Origin of the sequence: Bdellovibrio bacteriovorus (genome assembly GCF_041888015.1) — a bacterium.
Taxonomy (GTDB): Bacteria; Bdellovibrionota; Bdellovibrionia; order Bdellovibrionales; family Bdellovibrionaceae; genus Bdellovibrio.
This window is the reverse complement of the sequence record NZ_CP168968.1, coordinates 653,961-674,544: the sequence shown is the minus strand read 5'-3', so window position 1 is coordinate 674,544 and position 20,584 is coordinate 653,961. Positions and strand designations below refer to the sequence as shown.

General features: G+C 48.7%; 22 protein-coding genes. 11 read left to right on the top strand and 11 right to left on the bottom strand.

The features are described 5' to 3' along the window. Position 1: 1 nt before the first annotated feature. The 4 genes from ACES2G_RS03345 to ACES2G_RS03330 all read right to left on the bottom strand — a co-directional run bounded on the left by ACES2G_RS03345 (position 2) and on the right by ACES2G_RS03330 (position 2,880). Positions 2-430: a BLUF domain-containing protein gene (locus tag ACES2G_RS03345; protein ID WP_347358752.1), complete on the bottom strand. Its 429-nt coding sequence runs from the start codon at positions 428-430 to the stop codon at positions 2-4. Positions 431-514: 84 nt separating this feature from the next. After that, positions 515-847 carry a MaoC family dehydratase gene (locus ACES2G_RS03340; protein ID WP_374001336.1) on the bottom strand — a complete coding sequence of 111 codons (333 nt, stop codon included), beginning with the start codon at positions 845-847 and terminating at the stop codon, positions 515-517. 18 nt (positions 848-865) lie between these two features. Further along, positions 866-2,209 carry a PhoH family protein gene (locus ACES2G_RS03335; protein ID WP_347358751.1) on the bottom strand — a complete coding sequence of 448 codons (1,344 nt, stop codon included), beginning with the start codon at positions 2,207-2,209 and terminating at the stop codon, positions 866-868. 161 nt (positions 2,210-2,370) lie between these two features. Beyond that, positions 2,371-2,880 carry a PilZ domain-containing protein gene (locus tag ACES2G_RS03330; RefSeq protein WP_347358750.1) on the bottom strand — a complete coding sequence of 170 codons (510 nt, stop codon included), beginning with the start codon at positions 2,878-2,880 and terminating at the stop codon, positions 2,371-2,373. Positions 2,881-3,228: 348 nt separating this feature from the next. On the opposite strand from ACES2G_RS03330, the gene ACES2G_RS03325 reads away from it, so the two are divergent. After that, positions 3,229-3,864 (top strand): energy transducer TonB, encoded by a 636-nt coding sequence (locus ACES2G_RS03325; protein ID WP_374001335.1) that lies wholly within the window; start codon positions 3,229-3,231, stop codon positions 3,862-3,864. Here ACES2G_RS03325 and ACES2G_RS03320 read toward each other — a convergent pair. Both ACES2G_RS03320 and msrB read right to left on the bottom strand, forming a co-directional pair. Beyond that, the gene (locus ACES2G_RS03320; RefSeq protein ID WP_347358748.1) at positions 3,861-4,574 is read right to left on the bottom strand and encodes a DUF3750 domain-containing protein; all 714 of its coding nucleotides are present in this window, start codon (positions 4,572-4,574) and stop codon (positions 3,861-3,863) included. The genes ACES2G_RS03325 and ACES2G_RS03320 overlap by 4 nt on opposite strands. Before the next feature lie 69 nt (positions 4,575-4,643). After that, entirely contained in the window at positions 4,644-5,060 is a 417-nt protein-coding gene (msrB, locus tag ACES2G_RS03315; RefSeq protein ID WP_347358747.1) for a peptide-methionine (R)-S-oxide reductase MsrB, read from the bottom strand. Between the two features lie 89 nt (positions 5,061-5,149). Between msrB and ACES2G_RS03310 the strand changes: the two genes are divergently transcribed. From ACES2G_RS03310 to ACES2G_RS03270, 9 genes are all read left to right on the top strand, one after another. Continuing rightward, entirely contained in the window at positions 5,150-5,722 is a 573-nt protein-coding gene (locus ACES2G_RS03310) for an outer membrane beta-barrel protein (protein WP_347358746.1), read from the top strand. Beyond that, the gene (locus tag ACES2G_RS03305; protein WP_347358745.1) at positions 5,710-6,771 is read left to right on the top strand and encodes an aminopeptidase; all 1,062 of its coding nucleotides are present in this window, start codon (positions 5,710-5,712) and stop codon (positions 6,769-6,771) included. Before ACES2G_RS03310 ends, ACES2G_RS03305 begins: the two co-directional genes overlap by 13 nt. A 292-nt stretch (positions 6,772-7,063) precedes the next feature. Next, on the top strand, positions 7,064-7,600 hold the full coding sequence (locus ACES2G_RS03300) for a protease (protein WP_347358744.1): 537 nt from the start codon (positions 7,064-7,066) through the stop codon (positions 7,598-7,600). 21 nt (positions 7,601-7,621) lie between these two features. After that, the gene (locus ACES2G_RS03295) at positions 7,622-10,330 is read left to right on the top strand and encodes a hypothetical protein (RefSeq protein ID WP_347358743.1); all 2,709 of its coding nucleotides are present in this window, start codon (positions 7,622-7,624) and stop codon (positions 10,328-10,330) included. A 3-nt stretch (positions 10,331-10,333) separates the two neighbouring features. Continuing rightward, on the top strand, positions 10,334-10,915 hold the full coding sequence (locus ACES2G_RS03290) for a cation-transporting ATPase (RefSeq protein WP_347358742.1): 582 nt from the start codon (positions 10,334-10,336) through the stop codon (positions 10,913-10,915). A gap of 30 nt (positions 10,916-10,945) precedes the next feature. After that, positions 10,946-12,082, top strand: coding sequence for a protease (locus ACES2G_RS03285; protein WP_347358741.1), 1,137 nt, complete (start codon positions 10,946-10,948; stop codon positions 12,080-12,082). Positions 12,083-12,114: 32 nt separating this feature from the next. Next, positions 12,115-13,692, top strand: coding sequence for a hypothetical protein (locus ACES2G_RS03280; RefSeq protein ID WP_347358740.1), 1,578 nt, complete (start codon positions 12,115-12,117; stop codon positions 13,690-13,692). After that, positions 13,692-14,744, top strand: coding sequence for a hypothetical protein (locus tag ACES2G_RS03275; protein ID WP_374001334.1), 1,053 nt, complete (start codon positions 13,692-13,694; stop codon positions 14,742-14,744). Before ACES2G_RS03280 ends, ACES2G_RS03275 begins: the two co-directional genes overlap by 1 nt. Continuing rightward, complete coding sequence (locus tag ACES2G_RS03270; RefSeq protein ID WP_347359076.1) at positions 14,744-15,961, top strand: hypothetical protein; 1,218 nt, start codon at positions 14,744-14,746, stop codon at positions 15,959-15,961. Before ACES2G_RS03275 ends, ACES2G_RS03270 begins: the two co-directional genes overlap by 1 nt. A gap of 1 nt (position 15,962) precedes the next feature. On the opposite strand, the gene ACES2G_RS03265 is transcribed toward ACES2G_RS03270, so the two are convergent. Genes ACES2G_RS03265 through ACES2G_RS03255 form a run of 3 tightly spaced genes read right to left on the bottom strand, consistent with a single transcriptional unit; the run spans position 15,963 to position 17,558 of the window. After that, positions 15,963-16,448, bottom strand: coding sequence for a hypothetical protein (locus ACES2G_RS03265; RefSeq protein ID WP_374001333.1), 486 nt, complete (start codon positions 16,446-16,448; stop codon positions 15,963-15,965). A 24-nt stretch (positions 16,449-16,472) separates the two neighbouring features. Then, entirely contained in the window at positions 16,473-16,952 is a 480-nt protein-coding gene (locus tag ACES2G_RS03260) for a hypothetical protein (RefSeq protein ID WP_374001332.1), read from the bottom strand. 3 nt (positions 16,953-16,955) lie between these two features. Further along, positions 16,956-17,558 carry an RNA polymerase sigma factor gene (locus ACES2G_RS03255; RefSeq protein ID WP_374001331.1) on the bottom strand — a complete coding sequence of 201 codons (603 nt, stop codon included), beginning with the start codon at positions 17,556-17,558 and terminating at the stop codon, positions 16,956-16,958. 379 nt (positions 17,559-17,937) lie between these two features. Between ACES2G_RS03255 and ACES2G_RS03250 the strand changes: the two genes are divergently transcribed. Continuing rightward, positions 17,938-18,288 (top strand): hypothetical protein, encoded by a 351-nt coding sequence (locus ACES2G_RS03250; protein ID WP_347359072.1) that lies wholly within the window; start codon positions 17,938-17,940, stop codon positions 18,286-18,288. Between the two features lie 2 nt (positions 18,289-18,290). Here ACES2G_RS03250 and ACES2G_RS03245 read toward each other — a convergent pair whose 3' ends face one another. Both ACES2G_RS03245 and ACES2G_RS03240 read right to left on the bottom strand, forming a co-directional pair. Then, positions 18,291-19,223, bottom strand: coding sequence for a diguanylate cyclase (locus ACES2G_RS03245; RefSeq protein ID WP_347359071.1), 933 nt, complete (start codon positions 19,221-19,223; stop codon positions 18,291-18,293). A gap of 37 nt (positions 19,224-19,260) precedes the next feature. Further along, entirely contained in the window at positions 19,261-20,478 is a 1,218-nt protein-coding gene (locus tag ACES2G_RS03240) for a glucose-6-phosphate isomerase (protein WP_347359070.1), read from the bottom strand. Between the last annotated feature and the right edge of the window lie 106 nt (positions 20,479-20,584).

Sequence of the window (20,584 nt, the reverse complement as noted above, 5' to 3'; positions counted from 1 at the left end):
CCTATTTTAAATCAGGCGCAGAAGCGCGGAATTTTCTTAAAATCGGCATGATCAGATTCTTCTTACTCATGCCACCTTCCAAAACCGCCTCAAACAAATCCACCAAATGCTGGGTGGAATTCGTCGAGATATCTCCGTCATAAAAGGCCATGGACCATCCTTCAAAAAGGCGGTCGGCACTTTCCGTTTCAATCATAACTCGGACAGAGTAGTTGCGATCATCGTCGCGGATTTTGCCTAAGGTGTCGCGCACATTTTTTTCAGTGCCTTCCAAAAGCTGTAAAAAGAATCCATCCCGGAAGATCAGCAGGCCGGTGATGCCCAGAGCAGCGTTATTCCGTCTGGACACTTCAAGGATCTCACGGATGTCCGTATAACTCAGATCCTCGGCCGCCTTGCTGTAATAGACAAGATGGAAGACAGAACTCATATACCGGCAGGGCCAGTCGTAGACATCATGATAACGGCATCACCCTTTACCACAACATCCCCATTGACCTTCGCCACGTTGGTTTCAACCGTGGCGATGCCTTTTTTCTTTTCTCAGACCCGTGATTTTGATGGTGATCACAATTGTGTCATCAACAAAAACCGGGTTCACAAATTTCATATTTTGAGCAAGATAAATACCGCCCTGACCGATACCATCAACAAGCGCTCTGGAAATCAGAGCGCCGACGATCATACCGTGTGCGATACGACGACCAAAACGTGTTTTTGATGCGTATTCATCGTTCAAATGAATCGGATTGTGGTCTCCGGATAGCTCCGCAAATTGCTGGATCATTTTATCCGTCACTTGCACAGTTACCTTTGCTTCGAATCCTACATCAATCACTTCAGCCATGAAAAAACTCCTAAAAAACTACAAGATATTAGCTGCCAGTTCAGCAAGCTCAGATCTTTCACCTTTCGTCAGAGTCACATGGGCTGCAATTGGATGGCCCTTGAATCTTTCTACCGCGTAAGTCAAACCACTGTTCGCGGAATCCACGTAAGGATTGTCGATCTGATAAACGTCACCTGTGAGGACAACCTTTGTCCCCCGACCGGCACGCGTAACAATTGTCTTGATCTCGTGCGGAGTCAAGTTTTGTGCTTCATCGACGATCAGGTATTGCTTCGGAATGCTGCGACCGCGAATGTAAGTCAGCGGCTCAATGTTCAACATCCCTTGATTGATCAATTCCTGTGCACGGCCCGCAGCTTTTTTGTCCGCACCCATCAAGAACTCAACGTTATCGAAGATAGGTTGCATCCAAGGATTCAATTTCTGCTCGATGTCACCAGGCAGGTAACCGATGTCGCGTCCCATTGGGAAAATCGGGCGAGACACCAGCAATCTTTGGAACTGACCTTGATCCAAAGTTTTATGAAGACCCGCAGCAATCGCCATCAATGTTTTACCCGTGCCGGCTTTACCAACCAGGGACACAAACATGATTTCATCATTCAGCAAGCAGTCTAATGCGAAGGCTTGCTCGACATTTCGCGCATGAATACCCCAGATGGAATCAGCGGCCTGCATCAAAGGAACGATGGCTTTTTCCGCCAAGCTGTAGCGACCAATCGCCGAGTGATTTGGATTCGCCGAGTCCTTCATGATCACGTACTGGTTGCCATAAAGTTTTACATCAGTGACAAAGCGTTTTTCTTTGTAGAAAGCATCGATTTGCTCTGGAGACACCATGATCTCCTGATAACCTTCGTACAAATCATCACGGTTGATGTCGTTGGCATCGTAGTCATTGGCAACAACACCATAAACGTCCGCTTTGATACGAAGATTGATATCTTTGGTGATCAGCTCCACTTTGTAGCGTGGATGCTGTTTCTGCAAAGCCAAAGCTGTATTCAAAATACGGTTGTCCGCTTTTTGGTGATCCAGTTCGGATGGCATACCTGCCAGCATCAGATCCGTGTTGATGTAAACCATCGTTTCAGAGTTGTCGATCTGAACACCGCTGGCCAATGAACCCTTGGAGCGCAAAACGTCGATAAAGCGGCTGAACTGACGAGCATTGCGTCCGTTCTCACCCTGATCTCTTTTGAACTTGTCCACTTCCTCGATGACAGAGATAGGGATATGAACATCCGCCTCTCCAAATCTCAAGATTGCCTGAGAATCGAAAAGGATTACGTTCGTATCGACCACGATTTTTCTGCGCTTTGATTTACTCAATGGACACCCTCCGTAGTTATAGTCCATGTGATCTGCCCTTAGACTGCAGATACTCCACAGCTAAATTGCAACAAATCGCAGGACCAAAGTCCACGGAAAAGCATTACTAAGCAGGCAGGTCAAAATCACTGCCCGAAAAATAAAAAAGCGAGGGAACCGGAGCTCCCTCGCCAGACTTACAAAATTTTTTAGGAAATATGAGATACCAGGACGTCGCCCGTATCGGTTTTCAAACTTGCACTGACATTTTCGATAAACTTCACAAAATGATGAAGTGCAACATCATTCATTGTGCCCTTCACAAATCCAGCACCATGACGAACAACGCCTTCGTCCTCAATCGCACGGCTGTTGGATACAACAATCGTGAATGGGAAGTACGTTGAATGATTCAAGTACACACGCATAGCCACTTCATCGCCCTGAGCAAAGCCACCTTCGGCCAACTCCAAGTCAAAAGCCATCCCGTTTTCTGAGATGTCGTACAGAGCAGCCTTCAAAAGACCCTTCTCTGGTAATACGACAAAAGCTCCTACAAATTCAGTTAAAATGGTTCTTTTTACATCACGGCGATCGCGGCTCAGAATCTCTTGACGAGCCTCCGTAATATCGAGCACCTCCGCGCGGACCTCAATTTCCTTAATTTCCAAAGAATTTTGAGATCTTAGACGTGGCGTGATATCGAGAATTTTCCCCATTTGTCCCCCTGTGACTTAATTCTTATCGGCAGGATGTGTTTCAACTTTAGCCGTCTTGCCCTTAGGTCTAGTTTCGGCTTAAAATGAGACACATGGCGGTTGTCAGGGCGATTCTATGCAGTTTTATGTTCCATTTGCTGGTTATCATCGGCTTGATCTGGCTTGCGCCCAAATTGCAACTGCCTGAACCCGAAGTGATCGAAGTCACACTTTCTCCAGAACAGGAGATCATGCAGGCGCTGAAACCCAAGGATCGCAGCGTGGTTCGTCAGGCTTTGGTCCCCGAAAAAGTGAAACTTCCCGAAGACGACACTCTGGCGCGCTTTCTTTCCGAAAAAAAACCAGCGCGTGAAAGAGGAAACTCAAGCCGCAAAAACCGGCATGACTCAAAACCGCAGCAATCGCGACAGCAACGTTCAACAGCAAGACCCCAAACAAGCCCCGCAGATGGCCGAGCAAAAACGCGAACAGATCAAGACGGAAGAAGCTGACAAAGATGGCTATCGCAACGTGGATATCAGCAAAGAGTTAGCCGAGATGAAGCGCTTCAACGACGGCTATTCGTCCGTTGGTGAATCCCTGCCCACCGACGTCAAAGTGGGCTCTTTCACCGCTTTGAATACGGATCGCTATTTGTTCTATACTTTCTATGCGCGAGTGGAGGAGCTGATCCGCTTCCGCTGGGAAACTCGAGTTCAGCAAGCCATCGACAGCTTCGATCGCATCGATCGCATCAATGCTGGCAACCGCAATTGGGTGACTCAGGCCGAGTTCATTCTGGATAAAAATGGAAATTTAAGATCCGCTTTGATCATGAAAAGTTCCGGCATCAAAAACTTTGATATGGCCGCGATCAATGCCTTTAAAGAAGCCCGCATCTTCCCCAACCCTCCACAAGAGATGGTCAAAGATGATGGCTTTATTCATTTGGTTTTTTCATTCACGGTGCGCTACAGCCCACCGGCGCTGGTGAACCGCAACTAAGGTTTGTCGGTCATTCCCACACGGCCGACCATCGGAAGCTTCAAAGCCGGGCGCCAGAAGTCGATTCCAAAATTCAGGCCCAACAAATTCAACTCCACACCTTCATGCAAACCCACGGTCAAGCCCAACAATCCCAGCAGGGAAAACTGCACGCCGGTTCCGGATTCACTCCAACCCACGACATCAGCTTCGTTGATCCAGTCCTTGCCGATGGCATTGGGCGGAAGCTCCACCGTCAACTCAGGAACATTGCGAATGATATGTGAAATGAAGGTATTGCTGTTCGGCCCCGGATAGGCCCGATAGGTATTTTTATAAGCGTAGTTCCGCGCCAACTCGTCGATTTTAGGAATGGCCGCCTCGGCTTTTTCCCCACGCAGGTCCTCGATCAGCTCTGGTTTGGCTCCAAACCAGTGACGGTCCGGAATGTCATTCTCGATTCTGACAGATTCAAGCCCCCTCTTCACGCGCCAGCCAATCACATGATAGGTGGTGTAATGGGAAGCATCTTTGGCTTTGGTGGCAATCCAGGAATGGACTGAAAAGTATCCACGCCAGCTCACCGTTCTTGCGGCATAGACCTGCACCACGGCTTGCTTTTCCTGCAGAGGGGGCGGCGCCAGCTGAGCACTTTCACGGGTGGCCGTCCGCCAATCCTGCGCCAAAGCTTGCGAACCCCAGAAGAACAAAGAAAGAAAAAATCCCAACATTTTCATCGCCACATTATGGACGATTTTCTTTTGCTTGCGGAAAAAAAATGCTGAGGCGGGCTCAGCACCTTAAGACTTTTTTGGGATAAAACGCAGTGACGCCGAATTAATACAGTAACGCAACCCCGTCGGCCCAGGGCCATCATCAAACACATGCCCCAAGTGCGAGTTAGAATCTATGGCACGCACCTCAACTCGTGTCATCCCGTGGGAATGATCGGAGATCTCTTTCACCGCCGTCTCGTCAATAGGACGAGTGAAGCTGGGCCATCCCGTTCCGGAATCAAACTTGTCCTGGCTTGAAAAAAGAGGTGCGCCGGAAATCGCATCCACATAGATACCCTCTTCATGATGATTCCAAAAGGCATTCTGAAAAGGTCTTTCCGTGCCGTTTTGTACCATGATCTGATATTGCTCAGGAGTCAGAAGTTTTCGCAATTCCGCCTCGTCCGAGGGCAAACCGCATTTTAAAGTCTTTTTATCCATACTTTGGTTTTACCCGGTCCAGCTGCTTTAGTCCAGAGTGTGTCTGAAGACATGTCGTTCGCCATGCAACCTTGCTAAGATCTAAGGATATGAAGAAGCTTTTATCTCTGACCATCCTGGCCGTTTTGACTTGGACCTCTGTGCCTGCACATGCTCTTTTCACTGAACTCGGGCTGTCCTACGGACGAAAAACCACCACGTTCGATAAAGACAACTCTTTTGATTCGGAATCCATCACCGGTTCGCTATCTCTGTATTTCCTTGAGCGCATGGCTGTGGAACTGAGTTACACAGACGCCAAAGGTTTACGCGAGGAAAAAGCCAGCCCGAGTGACGCTCGCCGCACCACCACTCAAAAATCCCAGATCCTGGGTGCCGATCTGATTCTGACTTTCGCTGATCGCAAAGCTCTGTTCCAGCCGTACATCAAAGGCGGCGGTGCCCAGATCAGCCGTTTCCAACAAATCAAAATCGAAGGACAAGACACCTACACGATTGAACCTGAAAGTGTGACGGTTCCCAGTTATGGTGCCGGGTTGAAAATTCAGGTGACGGAATCCCTGGGGATCAAACTGAGCTACGATGTCTGGAAAACTCCTATCGGTGGCGGCCTGCAAACGGACGATAACTCCGTGCGTGCGGGTGTGACTTGGGCCCTGTAAAACATTTGCTACCACTCACACTGCTGGTCGCCGTTGCGGCTTTGAACAGCGGTTGTCAGATGGGCTATCTGATGAAATCAGGCTATGGCCAGATGAAACTTTTAAGCAGCCGAGTCCCCCTGGAAGAGGCCCTGGAAGACCCGGCCTTGGATGAAGCTAAAAAGAAAAAACTGCGCCTGGCCCGGGAAGCCCGTGTGTTTGCCGAACAGGAACTGCATTTGGCTTCTTCAAAAAACTATACATCTTACGTCGAACTGGGCCGACCTTATGTCACCTATGTTGTCAGTGCCGCCCCCAAGTGGGAGCTGAAGCACTATCAATGGTCCTATCCCTTCATGGGAAAGATGCCTTATAAAGGCTATTTCAACGAAGCTGATGCTGTCGAAGAAGAAAGATCGCTCCAACAAGAAGATCTCGACACTTACATGCGCGGCGTTTCTGCCTATAGCACTCTGGGATGGTTCAATGATCCAATCCTCAGCTCCATGCTTCGCTATGATGACTATGATCTTGTGAACACCATCATTCACGAGACCGTTCATGCCACGCTGTACATCAAACATGCCGCTGACTTCAATGAACGTCTGGCGACCTTTCTGGGCAACAAAGGTGCGGAGCTGTTCTATCTAAAAAAAGAAGGTCCCGACTCCCCCACTCTCGCGCAAATTCGAATGGAAAATGAAGACAATAAGGTGTTTTCAACTTTCATTTCAGGTGAACTCAAGCTGCTTGAACAGTGGTACAAGAACTTGCCAGCCAGCGAACGTATCGAAGAGAAACGCAGCGAACGAATTCGTGAAATTCAAAAAAAGTTCACTGCAGAAATCGGCCCGCAGTTGAAGACTGATAACTACAAAAAATTCAGTGATGCCAAACTCAACAATGCCCGCCTTCTCGTTTACAAAACCTACATGCAGGATCTCGGGGACTTCGAGTCTCTGTACCTTCAAGTTGGCCAAAACTACGCGAAATTCATCGCCACCTGCCGCGGACTTGAGAAGGCTCAAGATCCGGCCTCAGAACTCAAGAAGATGATTGCTAAAAAGTAACATCAAAGGCCTTTTACAAGATTTTCTCAATGACCCTTAAGCTCACGTAATCACTGGCGAAGACCTTCTCCCCCAATCGTCGTGTTGTAAAAAAAACAAACAAACGAAAGTTTCCAAGAACAACGTAACCTGTTCAGGCTACCCCATGCGGTAAAGAATTCTTTACACGCGGTGAGTCTGCTCTGGCGGAATACGAGTAATAAGAATAAAACTCCAAAACTTTTAAAAAACTGTCAGGAAACATTAGTACGTCCACAGCACCTGACAGGTCACAAAATAACTGGAGAGCACTATGAAATTGAAGTTCCTTGCTGCAGGCATTGTTGCCTTGGCAATGTCTCTAAACGTCCATGCTGATGAATTCGACGGCGGCAGCCCTGACTACGATCCTCGTCCAAACCCACACTACTCTGAAGCAGAGATTCAAAGAAAGATTGAGAACGAAATGGCTGTAGCCTGCAGAGGCAATCTTTGCTCTATCGTCGGCACTGATGGCCACGGCGAAGGCTGGACAGTCAGCTTCCAGGTTGGCTACGGCAACAATCCAAACTCTGGTGGCAACAACTTCTACATCGGGGACGGCAAGGGCTCTCAACAGCAGGATGGCTCTGACTACCACGCTGGCATCACTGTGACTTACAAAAACTATTCTTGTAACTCCACTCTGCGCGTGACGCCTTCTGTTTATCGCTTTGTAAACACATACATGTACAACATGGTGAACGCTGACGGCTCTACAAAACGCAACTTCTCTCCTGCCGATCAGACCGTCATCCTGTTCTACACAACAATGTTGAACAAAGTCGATAACTGTAAAGCTCTTAACTAATCGCTCACTCACAGAGGACTCATGAAGATCACTACAAAGATCTCTCTTCTAATTTCCGGATTCGTTCTGGCAGGACTTGTTCCTGGATTGGCTTTGGCCCAAGTGCCAGCCCATCAAACGACACTTCTGAGTCCTCTGAGCTTCACTAACAGAGCGCAATGCGCTCTGGATGCTGACAAACCCACGTCTTCAGTTCTGGTGATGGTTGACGGTTACAATGCCGGGAAGCTGGCCAACTCCGTCGCAAAACTGCAAGGCTTGGCTCCTGAAGAACAAAGCAACAAGGCCATGAAAGAATTCCGTCTTTCTGTGGCTTATATGACCCTGAATATCATGAACAAAATGATTCGTGGTCAGTTGCCCGTTCTGCCGACGAATCTGAAAACCGCCCAGCTTCCCAAGTATGTCGATGCATCTCAAAGATGCGAAAAAGCTGGAAACAACTGCGGTGACATGAATGAATATCTGGCTGGCATCTGGGCACGCGCCGGAAAACGCGCCGAACTAACGACCTATGACCGCTTCACTCAATACAACTTCCCCCTGCACTCTTCCAAAGACCGCTTGGGTTGCTATTATATTAAAAAATTCTCGGCCCTGCAGGGGCACCTTCACAATACCGAAGTCAATCAGAGCAATCTGCAGGATGTGGCTCTGGCCTATCTGAATGAAGCTGACTATCTGACAGGCTGCTTTGATTCTGACGACAAATTGCCTAATCGTTTTGTGACTTTGCAAATCGACTGGGAAACCAATAAAAACTCTCTTGAAATTCAGGGTTTTGATTTCTGGAACAGTCTGAAAATCTATCTGTCCTGGGCATGGCGCAATACCAACGAAGTTGAAATGCTCAGCCCTTCCTTTGGGCGTCTTTTCCGCTCTATTGCCCTGGAAGAATCCATCATGTTCTCTCCAAACGGCTGTAAGAGCATGACCAAACCTTCCTGTGACAGCGAATACCTTTCCGTCAACAGCGTTCGCGAACTGGCAAAGCTCAGCGACTCTGTCACACCTGAACAATTTGACAATGTGCCCGTTGGAACGGAGTTGGAACTTCTTGAAAAAGGTGTTCGTGGCGTCAATAACGACTTCCTGGGCACTCAATCCCACGACACAGCCCAGGGCTGGTTGTCCAACTTCCGCAAGAACCTTATTCAGTCCCGCGCCTTGATCAAAACAAAATATCAGGCCGCAACCATGCATCTGAACCTGCTTCAGGACCAACTGGGCGTGGATCTGCTGGCGCATGGGATGAACAAAGAAGTTGCCTCTCACGGTTCATCTGACGCCCTGATGAATGAGCTTTATTATCTGTGCACGGAAGTACGCCTTGCCGGTGACAACTCTTTGGATTTCCTAAAATCCAATATCGATCGCATTGCTGAGCTTAAAAATATGACTCAGATGCAGTATTCCGAAAGAAGATCCATCAAAGAACACATTGATTTCTTCAATCGACTGACATCTCCGATTCTGGCGACCTGTAACCAGCTTGAGAAGCAAAACTATTGGAGCAAACCGGGCTACACTGTCAGCAAAACGGGTTTCTCTGCCTGGGCGAAAGAAATGCTGCAAATCGGTGCGGAACCGGATGCTGCTCCCTTTGCCCCGACCGCATTCTCTGGCAAAGCCACCCTGTCCTGGAGCAGTCAAACTGCTGCTGGCGCTCAGACGATCTGCAGCAGTTCCATCGACTGTGCCCGTCTGGCTGTGAAGAGTGTTGTCGACCTGTATGCCGTTTCCGTCTATGCCGACGCCCTGATTCCTTTGGCAGGAAAATCCTCTGATCCAAACCTGTTCAATCCTTATGCGGAACTGACAACTTGCAAGATGTACGATCCTTGGTTCCAAACTCAACGTATGAACAAGGTCTTTATGATTGATCTTGCCAATACAGCGCTATTTGGCTGGAACGTTCTGCCCGTCTATCTGGACGTGAACTTCACGGCACCTAAAGTGGTTTCCTTCAATCAGTTGATGAAGAACGGAGTTTTGAAGTTCGATCCCCGCCTGGAGAAATCCAAAGCGCAAACTTCACTGGTCGCTGACTTCGGCCCATTACTGGGGGCTCCATGCGCGGTTTCTTTGAATAACAACGGAATCAAACATTATAACTTCTATTCTTTCACCGGCTTGAGCGTGAACTACTGTGATTCCAAACAAAAGAATGAAGTTATCTCCCTGAAAGCCACTGACTTCGCCAATGGTGCCAGCACGGAGCGCTCTTTCTGCGGTGGCTGTACATTGAACTTCACGGCTGTTGCTGCGGCCTCCACAGCCACATGGAGTGGCGGTGTGAATCCGGCCAAGTTCATCGTTTATCTGTTCCGTACCTTCCAAAAATATTTCAACGCGAAGAAGGACAAGGTCAACATTCCTCGCGGCTGGACCGTAAACCCTGCCTATGCAGCAGAAGTTTACAAAAAATATGGCGAGATTCCTTCTCACTGCGTAGACATGCTGGGGAAAGGTCTGAACTGCTTCGCGGACACTTGTGCTGCCAAGGCCGCCCAATACATTGAGCAGACTTACAATGCCAAGGTTCATAGTGCGTATGTGCACAATGATGGGGATTATCAAGGTTTGTCTACAGATACGGTTCTAAGAACCAATCTTTGCGAAGGCGATATCTCCGTGACTGCCTATTGCAACGAAAACCGACTTGAAAAATTCCGAGTTACAAATGTTTACGGCTGGAGCAAAAGCTGCCGCAGGGCTTTGGGGAAATAGACTATGAAGCACCTTCTGACCGCCCTCATTCTCCTGGGAGCTCTGAATGTCCACGCCTGGACGCTTGAATCTAAAGTTCAAGTCGGTTCCAAAGGCGAATTCAGCGACACTGTCACTTTGTTCTGCCGCGCGGATGAGTCTTTGTGTGAAACCGTCTGTGGTGACAAGAATTCCTGCCACAAGGAACAGGAGCTTTGCTTTAACTGCCTGGGCACAGCCAACCCAATTCTGCGTACTGTCTTCACAGAGGTGGATCGCCTGTATCGCAATACGCTTCAGGCTGTTCCGGTCCAGAATGCTGCCAAAGTGTTTAAGAGCAGCCATGTCTTCGTTGCCGCTCGTAGCATTTACAACTTCTACTCTGCCATCGACAGCGTAGAGGTTCAAACACGCTTCCAGAACCTGTGTCCCAGCCCTTCAGCTCAACCGCTGTTGGTTCTGGAAAAAAATCTGAATAACGAACCGACCCGGATCAAGTACGTCATCTGCGACGGCGTCGGCCCTTATAACCAAGAAATGCAAGTGCTGGAATATTCCCCTCGGGTCGAATCCGGTGCTCAGGAAATTAAATTAAACCAACCTTAAAAACAGAACGTTAGATCAAAAGGAGAAAATATGACTAACATTATGAAATTCGCAGCAGTAGCAATGCTATTGATCTCTGCACAAAGCGCGAACGCAATTTCTTTGCGTTTCAAATTCAAAACTTTCAGCTCTGGCCCAAGCATCTATGCCTGCAACGCCGGTATCCGTGCCGCAGCTCAGACAGGTAAAGTTTGCTACAACCAAACAACAGGTGCTTCCTGTACTCCAACTGCGTGTGACACAGCTAAAGAAATCTGTGACACTCAGTGTGTGTGCTCTGGCACAAACGGTGGCGATACTTTGATGAACTACATGAAAGTCAGCTATGCTCCTTGGACAGATCACCCAGCTGCTGGTTCTGCTGGTCAAGCTTACACTAACACTGTAACTAGATCTTCTGATGACGGTGGTGCTTGGAACGCATTGTTCAACGGCAGCAACGGCGAAAATGAAGCTTATGGCAACCGTATCGGTGACCTTCAGTTCAACTTGGGTTCTGAGCTTTACATTGCTGAATACTTCGTTGATATCTGCTATCGTGGCCCACAAATCGAATACAATGCTGACAACGTTATTGCTAACTTCAACATCATCGCTCAGGTTTCTGCGACTGACTTCCTGAACTCTGCAGTTGGTCACGGTCAAGATGGCACTGGCGCAGTAGGCACTCCAGGTTTGGAAGAAGCAACTGCTGAAGCTTTGAAATACACTAAGCTTTCCGGTCTGCAAGTTAAAGCACACGTAGTATGTGACCAACAAGGTTTGGGCAGCTTGCAAAATGCAGCAAACAACCAAGGTTACTATGACACTACAATCAACGAAGCGACATTCCAATTCAACGCTTCCAAAACAACTGAGAAGCTTGCTGGTGACTTGTTCGCAACTGCGACTCCTGCTTCCTCTTCTTCTTTCGGTACAACTGACTTCGGCAGCGGCGCTTTGAACCTGAACTTCTCCGGTCTTCAGTCTGCTGGCGGCAACAACGGTCAATGGTTGAACGTAAATAACACTAAAACTCCACGTTTCTGCAAAGTTAGATACGTATTCACAGAGACTAACGGTCGTCAGACTTTGAACTCTGCAAATGCATTGAAATTCAACTTGAGAAAATGGCAGCGTCACGGTGCTGAGCTTTGCACTCACACAACTATTGAAGAAGTTCACTAATTACTGATGCCGGGTAACTCCAAGAGGCTGTTATGAAATCAAATGTTGTAAAAATATTTACCTTCGCGACTCTTCTTGGGGTTCTGGTCTCTGCCTCTTCGGGCTTTGCTGCCTGCAGAATGCAGAATCTCGGTTCTTTGAACATCTTTTTGAATTCCGAAACGGGTGCCGTTGGACGATTCTCCAACGGTGCCAAAACTTCCCAAGTTCCCTCTCTTGTTGAACACTGTGCTGCGACTGATGGTCCTTTCCTGATGTTGGCGGTCGGCATTGTTTCACCTCAGGTGGATGCCAATTTTTCTGATTTGGTGTTCGACGGCAAAATGGAAGCACCTCGTTGCTCCTTCAAAAACTCTCCGTTCCAACTTAAGGAACCGATCTATCCCACAGCCGGCCTGGTGGCACGACAGCATCAGATCCTGAAATCATGCACCTATCTTTCGGTTGCTGATCTCGAAGGCCGCGCTTTAAATTTCAAAGTTGATCAAAAAGCCTGCAAAGTCACCAATGACAACCGCGGCTATATTCGCATGGAAGGCGACTATTGTTTCCTAAGACTAAGACCCTTCAACCGCGTTTCCATCAGTGTCGCTCTCAAGGAAGAATGCCAAAGTCCTGAATTCCTCAAAACTCATGGCATCAATCCTCAGGACATTCCCTTTGCTCTTAACTCTTACCTCTCTGGGGACGACTCCGGCCTAAGTCCCGACTTGACGGCCCTGGGTACGCGCCAAGGACGCTTTTACATTCAGCCTTCCGAGCAGCTTATGGCGTTGACGGAAGACAATGGCGAAGAAAACCCGCGCTTCCCGACTGACTTTATGGTTGATACCCACATGGGCAACATCAGCATCACGGGACAAAACAACACCTACACCATCATCACATCTTTGGCGGCCTCAAACCTTGGCCAAAGCAGCTGCAAGCAAGGCAACTGCTCGACACCAAACAACTTCATGGCTCCAGTCGCGGCAGAGATGGAGTTGTACCGTGTCACCGCCAACGGAAAAAAAGAACTTGTCGATTCATGGTGGTATGCCGATTTTATTTTCCCACAATGGCAGGGACTTCTGAAAACCGTGCCTCATAATCTGCAAGAGACTCATATTGAAGCAGGCGATGAGTACGAACTAGTCACTCTTTTCGTTGATCCTCTGGATGACTTTACAATGGCGACTCAGGACTTCTTCCAGTTCCTGATCAATATCCAGGGCACTTTGGGAACTGCGGGCATTGACCCTATCAGCTCATTGCCGGGCTTTACCAGCAGCCGTGGCTTGCGACCCGTGGCCGGTTTGCCAGCGCTGAGCTCAGGCGATGCCAATCAAATCGTAGAGCAAGCCATTCAGTCCCTGCGCATGTTTGGCGATAACAACCAATGGCCATCTTATTACAACAAAGTCTGCAATCCTTCCAAATCGTCCTGTGCTGATGCAGGAAAGTCCAAATTCTATTCCAAGCTGACGACTCGCTTTAAGATTCTGGAGGCCGATTCATCATCTGGCGTCCTGAAGCTGGGACAGTATACCTACAAACGTGAATCACCAGTCTTGGGTAACTACACACACTCATTCCAACAGGACCCTGCTGTAAACTGTGAGGCTCCGTAATGATTCGTCTTCTGGCTGTCTTGCTGCTGACCCTGGGGTTCTGCCTGCAGGCCTCTGCAAAGGTAAATATCAAAAAGAAAAAGGACGAACCTCTTCCGAATGGAACCTATTCTGAAGATCTATACTTATGCAATCTGGGGATTTCTCATCCAAGGCAGTCGGCTCCGACTTCCGGGGCCTGCGAAAATCCCAACTGCGAATCCGAAGTCATCACCAACCCGATGGCCGGAACTGATTCCCTGTCTTTTGAGCTCTCGGACCGTCACAACAATTCCATCGACAATGACGTGCTGGTTTCCGATTCAGAACCGAAAGTGTATTCCTCGGCACAAACTCAGTGGTTCAATAACATCACCGAATTGACAGTGAATTTATCCAGCGAGCGATATGGTGCAAGCTACCACCTGGATTTCTGCTATCTGGGCCCTGTATATGAAACACCTTCAAAAAATGGCGTCTGCGACAAAGGCCTTAAAAAAAGTAACGGCAACTGCTACGGGCAATACAAGAATCCGGACAATGCCAATGATCCTGAAAGCGTCGACAACCAAAACCCAGGAAACGGAAATGGACCTGGGGGCAATGGCAATGGCAATGGCAATGGCAATGGCAATGGCAATGGCAATGGCAATGGCGGATCAAATCCGCTGGAAGATCTGTCAATCGGTAAATACAGCATTCAAACTCTTTTGGGTGCCACCAGCCGCAACTATATCCAAAACTCGGGACTGCAAGTGCGCTCTTATTTCGTCTGCGAATACCGCAATAACAGCGGCCCTCGCGAGTTGACAGAAATTGCGGCTCCCGGTTTGGTTCTGGGTAATTCAGGAACTCCGTTCATGAACTTCCCTTCGTTGCAAATGACCTTCTATCGCCTGCTTTTGAATTCCAACGCGATGAATGTCCCCCGCTTCTGCCTGATCCGATTTGAGTTCCGCGAAACCAGCCAGGCTCCACGTAAGAATGCAGAAGACCAGGTCGAGTTCACAGTGGGAACTGACATCATCAAAGAGGCCACGGATTCTTCCTGGCCCGGATTGAACCTGAACTGATGAAATCTTTATTTACTTCGTTTCTGATCCTTCTTCTGCCATGCCTGGGAAGTGCCTCCGTCTGGAACGCACACCAGTCCTGGAATCAAGAGCATGAAATCGCCTTTTCTACCTTTATCGAAAAGGAATTCCATGCAGAGATCTTTTCTTCCCCGCAGTCACCTTTCTATGGCCTGAAAACCGACTGTGCGGATGCCGTCTATGCTGCCCGAGTGATCTTTGCTGCAAAAAATGGCCTGCCCGTTCAGTTTGCCGATCCAACCAAAAGCGGCAGCTATATCAGCAACAAGATGTCCCGCTGGGATCATCTGCCTGAAAAAGAGCGTCTGCGCAATTTCCTGGAATACGTCAGCGATCTGAGTTCAACCTATACTCTGGAACTGGATTCCTACCCGGTACAGATTTCCAAAGAGAGCTTCCGCCCAGGCGTCATCTTTCTGAGCCCGCATCTTTCTGAAGAAGAAAAACGCCGAACCGGATTTAACGGCGGCCATGCCGAATACGTCAAATCCATTACCGACACCGGATTTGTCGAGGTGATTTCCTCCACCTCCCCAAGACTGGTACGCACCTTGAGCCAAAGCAAAAACCCGTACATGGCACCACTGCTGAAACGTGCTGGCTACCGCATTTGGAAACAGCCAGGCCACTACAGCCTGCGCACTGAGCAGTTGCCAAGTTATGGCTTGAATCAGTTTGAACTGGCCGAATGGGCCCCACTAAAGCTTATCAACCGCCGCCAGATCTTTCAGTGGCACGAAGAAATTCGCCGCCTTCTGCGCACGCGCATTCCCACCTTTGAAGAACGTGTGGATGTCGTCGTGGAAAGTATTTGCGGCCTGCTGAAAGCCCGCGCAAAACTTGTTCATCAAGGATGGAGCGCAGTGGCCAGCAACGGAAACCGCTGCTTAAGCGGGGATCTACGTGATGAGTTTTCCACAGACAGTCGCGACAAGCGCATTCGCGATGCCTACCTGCAAGTGCGTGACCTGTATGACTGGAAAAAAAGAACTGATGGGGACCCTCATCTGACCGGAGACATCAGTGACGGCCAAGCCCAGCTTGAGCAGTGCCGCTTTGAACACTGGCCGGGGCGCCAGATATCCGCGTGGGACGTGGCCTCCAAAGCCCTCAGTGGCGAACTGATTTCCTCTTCAGACTATGCCCCGGCGGTGCGCTGGGGTGATCGTCGGCCCAATGGGAAAGATTGCCGCTGATTTATTTTTCCTCAATCAACTTCGGTGAAGGCAACGGCTTGGTTGCCTTGGGGCTGACCTCGGGATTCGTCAGCATGGTCTTGATACGGTTTGTAAGGTCCTGTTTGATTTGCAGATACTGCACCATACGCTCCGGCCCCAATAAAGGCTTGAGCTTGTCGAACTCTTCCTCGCTCATACGTCCGTAGTTTTGCAAAGATTTGCGATACAAAGTCAGCTCTTCATCCTTGGCTTTACCTGTCGTGGCTTTGCCCATCTTCTCAACGGAAGCCTGAAGCTCCTGATTGTATTGTGCTTTTCTTTTATTGATTTCTCTGACGATGTCCGAAAATTTCTTTTCCTCGGTGGTGCTGAGCTTTAGCTCATCACTCATTTTCCAGATTAACAGTTCTTCGAGCTGATTGCGTTTCTCCGCAGCATGGACCGCCACGGAGAAAGCCGAATTTAGACAGAAAATTGAAAGTAATAACAGAGTCAGTCTGCGCACGTCGTCTCACCCGAAGTCAGGGTGTTAGCGTCCGCTTTCACCCATGATTTTATTGAATTTATCTACAGATAAATTTTCGAATGATTCGCGAGCTACGTCCATAAAAAAGTCAGATTCGCTCTGCGTGCTGATTAAAGTCTGGGATAGGTCCTCTGGGGACAGAAGAGCCTGCGCTACGATACGCTCGTGACCATCACTCAATAAGCCCACACGCTGCATAGACTGGTTTACTTTTGACACCTGACCCAACAACAATGCTGAGAAAAGGAAAAGTGACATCATACCGCCTGCCGGATAAAGCCATCCTCGCCAGTGAGCGCGAAGAACATTTCTGGGCTTCATAAGTAGAGGAGCCGGCGCAATTTCTGTTTGCTCAACCTCAGCCATGATCTTGTCGTGCAGACGATCGAAAAAATCTTCGTTCATCGGGAGTTCAAGTTCATCGGTGGCTTTCAGCCCCTTACGCATTTTATCCATACGATCCATCGGTTCGATACGGTCCATTGATTATCCCTCTGCTTCCGCAAATCTTTGGTTTACTTCCATAAAGAAACCACCAACTTCTTCCGTCCAATTTTTGAGCTCTGCTTGTTGCTCAAAAGTTTGGCGAAGCTTCATGAGAGCGTGGCGGTAGTTCGCCTTCGCTGTGTCGTAAGGACACTGCATGATATCGGCAATTTCGTTAAAGCTGAGGTCTTCGTATACACGAAGTACCAACGCTGTCTTTTGTTTAAATGGCAACTTTTCCACTTCGTTGTGCAGGATATCTGCCACCGCCGTATGGACTAATGTAGTTTCAGCTTCGGCATCCACCGCTAACTGCACATCGTCTATATCGACGGTGTCCCTTTTCCACTCGCGGATTTTGTTCCTCGCAGTGTTAACTGCAATTTGGAACAACCAGCTTTTGAAAGAAGCTCTGCCCTCAAAAGAGTTCAGCTTCTCGTAAGCTTTGATGAACGCTTCTTGCGTCACATCTTCCGCAGTGTCCATGTCCTTCACAAACCTCAAACTCAACCGCAGCACACTTCTCTGATGTCGTTTCACGAGTTCGGAAAAAGCACGTCTGTCGCCAGACTTTACTTTTTCAACCAGTTCAAGATCCGTCACGTTTAGATCTCTCTCCATACTATGACTCGTTTCTGTCTAAATTCGGTTAACGTTCTGAATTTTTTTCCCAGAAGAGCCATTCTGCCCCCCTCAGCCCCCGGTAAATTCGCCCCCAAACCCGCGGTGCCTACACTCTTTCATTAATGCAACGATGATGCCGAATTGGCAGGAGTCAAAGTGGCTCTAAATATATGAAATATCTTAGGAATTACGCGTTTTGTTATGACACCCATAATCATTCCTTATGGGCTAGACCAAGGTCTAAAGTGTTGCGGTTCGCCTTCTGCGCAGCAGTGTCTGCCTAAGGTCACTATTAATATGTTAAAGCCGCCGACGTTCTTAGATAGAGTTTAAGGGAGTCCGAAAAACAGGAGGTCTCATGAAATACCTTTCCACCTGCCTTTCCCTGATTCTGTTTTCCTCCCTGAGCCATGCCACAAGTGTTCGCTCTTTCCGCATCTATTCAGTGCGGGAGCTGACGCCGTTCGTGGATCGCTATTATGGGCAGGACGGTTCGGCCTTTGCGACTTTGTTCTGCAATGACAAAACATCCGAAGTCATGTTCGTGGACAGCCGCTATTCAGATCTTGATGGCAAAGTTTTTTATTTCAGTTCACAGGAAGCTTGCACAGAAGCGCGTGGAATCGCCAAAACCAGTCGCTGCGGAGCCGACCTGGTTTTGAATACAACAACCACCGGAGCCACCATCACAGCAGCCCGATGCAAATAGTTTTATGAAACGATAGTGGTGCGGTTACGACCGCCCTGTTTGGATTGGTACAAGGCCTTATCGGCACGATCGTACACTTGAGTCCATTCGGTCTCGTTCGGAAGTTTCGTGGCAACCCCAACAGAGATTGTTACTGGAATCTTCTTACCTTCAAAAACAAAGTCATGGGCCTCAATAGTCTGGCGAATACGTTCGCCAACTTCACCGGCCGTCTTGGACGGAGACCCGGACAACAGCAAGACGAACTCTTCCCCACCATAACGGGCAAAGAAGTCATTGGAGCGGATCAGCTTCGTAATCACGATACGGCAAAGTTCTTTCAGAACATGGTCTCCGCCCGGGTGACCAAAGCTGTCGTTGATCTTTTTAAAATGGTCGATATCGAAAGTCACAAGACTGAATGGCTCGTTCAGAACCTCGGCGCGTTTCATCGCCTCAGGGCCCTTATCCAAAAGAGCACCCTTGGAATGAGCTCCGGTCAAAGCATCCTTTTGCGCACGATCGTACATCGCCGCATTGGTCATCGCTTCGATACTGCCTTTTTCAAGGAATTTAAAAATGACGTTCCCGGTTTTGATCTGATCATTATTTTTCAACAGACAAGAGGCCAATGGTGGAATCACCTGACCATTCACAATGGTTTTATTGGTCGAACCCAAATCAATCACTGACACTTCACTGCCGTTCACTGCGAATTTCGCGTGGGAACGACTCAAGCTTTTGTCATCAATGTAAACCTGACTCTCGACAGAGCGGCCAATCACAATATCATTGGCCGTGATAGGATACTGTTTACCGACGTAACCCGGAGGTCCAATCAATACAACAATTGCCGGAGGCACATCATCAGCCTCTTTCAAACGACCTTTAAAAGTGTCGCTGGCAACAATACTGGTTTTCTCTAAGTTGTCTGAATTGTCATCATTGTGAGCCATAAGGAAAAGTATAAGTCCCCGAGGCGACGAATGACAATCATGCTTTCTTCAATTTCTCTTTCGCTAGTCTCTTGCCCAGCTCAACACCAGGCTGATTAAATGCGTCTATTTGCAGATATTCGCCCAGCCCCGCCACGACCAGCTGCCAGTACATGAACATGTACCCCAAGGTGTGTTCGTCTAAGACCTTCGTCTTAAGAGTCATTGTTGAGATCCCATTTTGATTCAAGGCCTCTTGTGTGGCCAGGCATTCTGCCCGCAGAAGTTCGCCCATGGTGCGCCCTTGCAGGTCCTGCGTTTCTTTAAACTGAGCATGCAGAATGCGCTGAGAGCCGCCTTCGGACTCTTCCACGCGTTGGAAGATCACGAACTTATCTTTCGTACCTTCCATCACCTGTTGCAAAATAGAATGCTGATCAGAAGCACCCACCGCCGCCATTGGCGTGCTGACTCGAGGTGCCGGTTTTCCTGCGCGGGTCACAGGTTTCCCCAGAGACTCTGCCCACAACTGCTGATACCACGCCCCGAAAGATTTCATACGAGAGTTATAAATCCACAAAAGCGTGATCCATTCTTCGCGGGAATAACTTTGCACCACCTGCGCCATGGTCTGCGTGATCACCGCTGTATCATTCAAGGCACGCATCGCGCCCACGCGAAACTTTTCCAGATCCAATCCCAGGAAGGCCGCTGGCATCATCCCCACAGGGGAAAGCACAGAAAAACGTCCACCAATATCCAGCGGAATCTCACAGACCGTGACGGAGTTATCCCGAGCCCACTTGGTCAAACTGCTGTCTTTGGTTTCAGAAATAACCACGCTATGTTGTGAAAGAGAAAGACCTTCCTCCTTATAGACCTGATCCACAAGCTCCAGGGCACACAAAGATTCAATCGTGGTACCACTTTTAGAAATAAACGCCCAAGCAACCTCTTTCAGATCACCCAGTTCTTCGATCATGGCTTCAAAATCCAAGGCATCGACATTATCAACAAAGTACATATTGCGAGCGCGGAAGACCTCGGCAATAACCCGAGTCCCCAAAGAGCTACCACCCAGGCCCACAATCACAAGCTTCCTAAATTTCGCCGCCAGCTCCGTCCCCACTTTATAGGACTGCTGCCACAAAGAAACCCTCTCCATCAACTGAGGAAAGCCAATCTCTTTACGTTGCAAAAACAACTTCAAGGACTCCTGACACTTCCCCAAAACAACCGGATCAACCTTATGAAGCCCCTGAGTAATCTCCAACATAAAAATTCTTTCCCCAAAAAGTTCTACCTAAAGCTGAAGGCCGATCAAAACAGTTCGAGCGCAAGGCGGAGGGAAACCCTCGCAGCGCAGGCGTGCTCAAAGCACG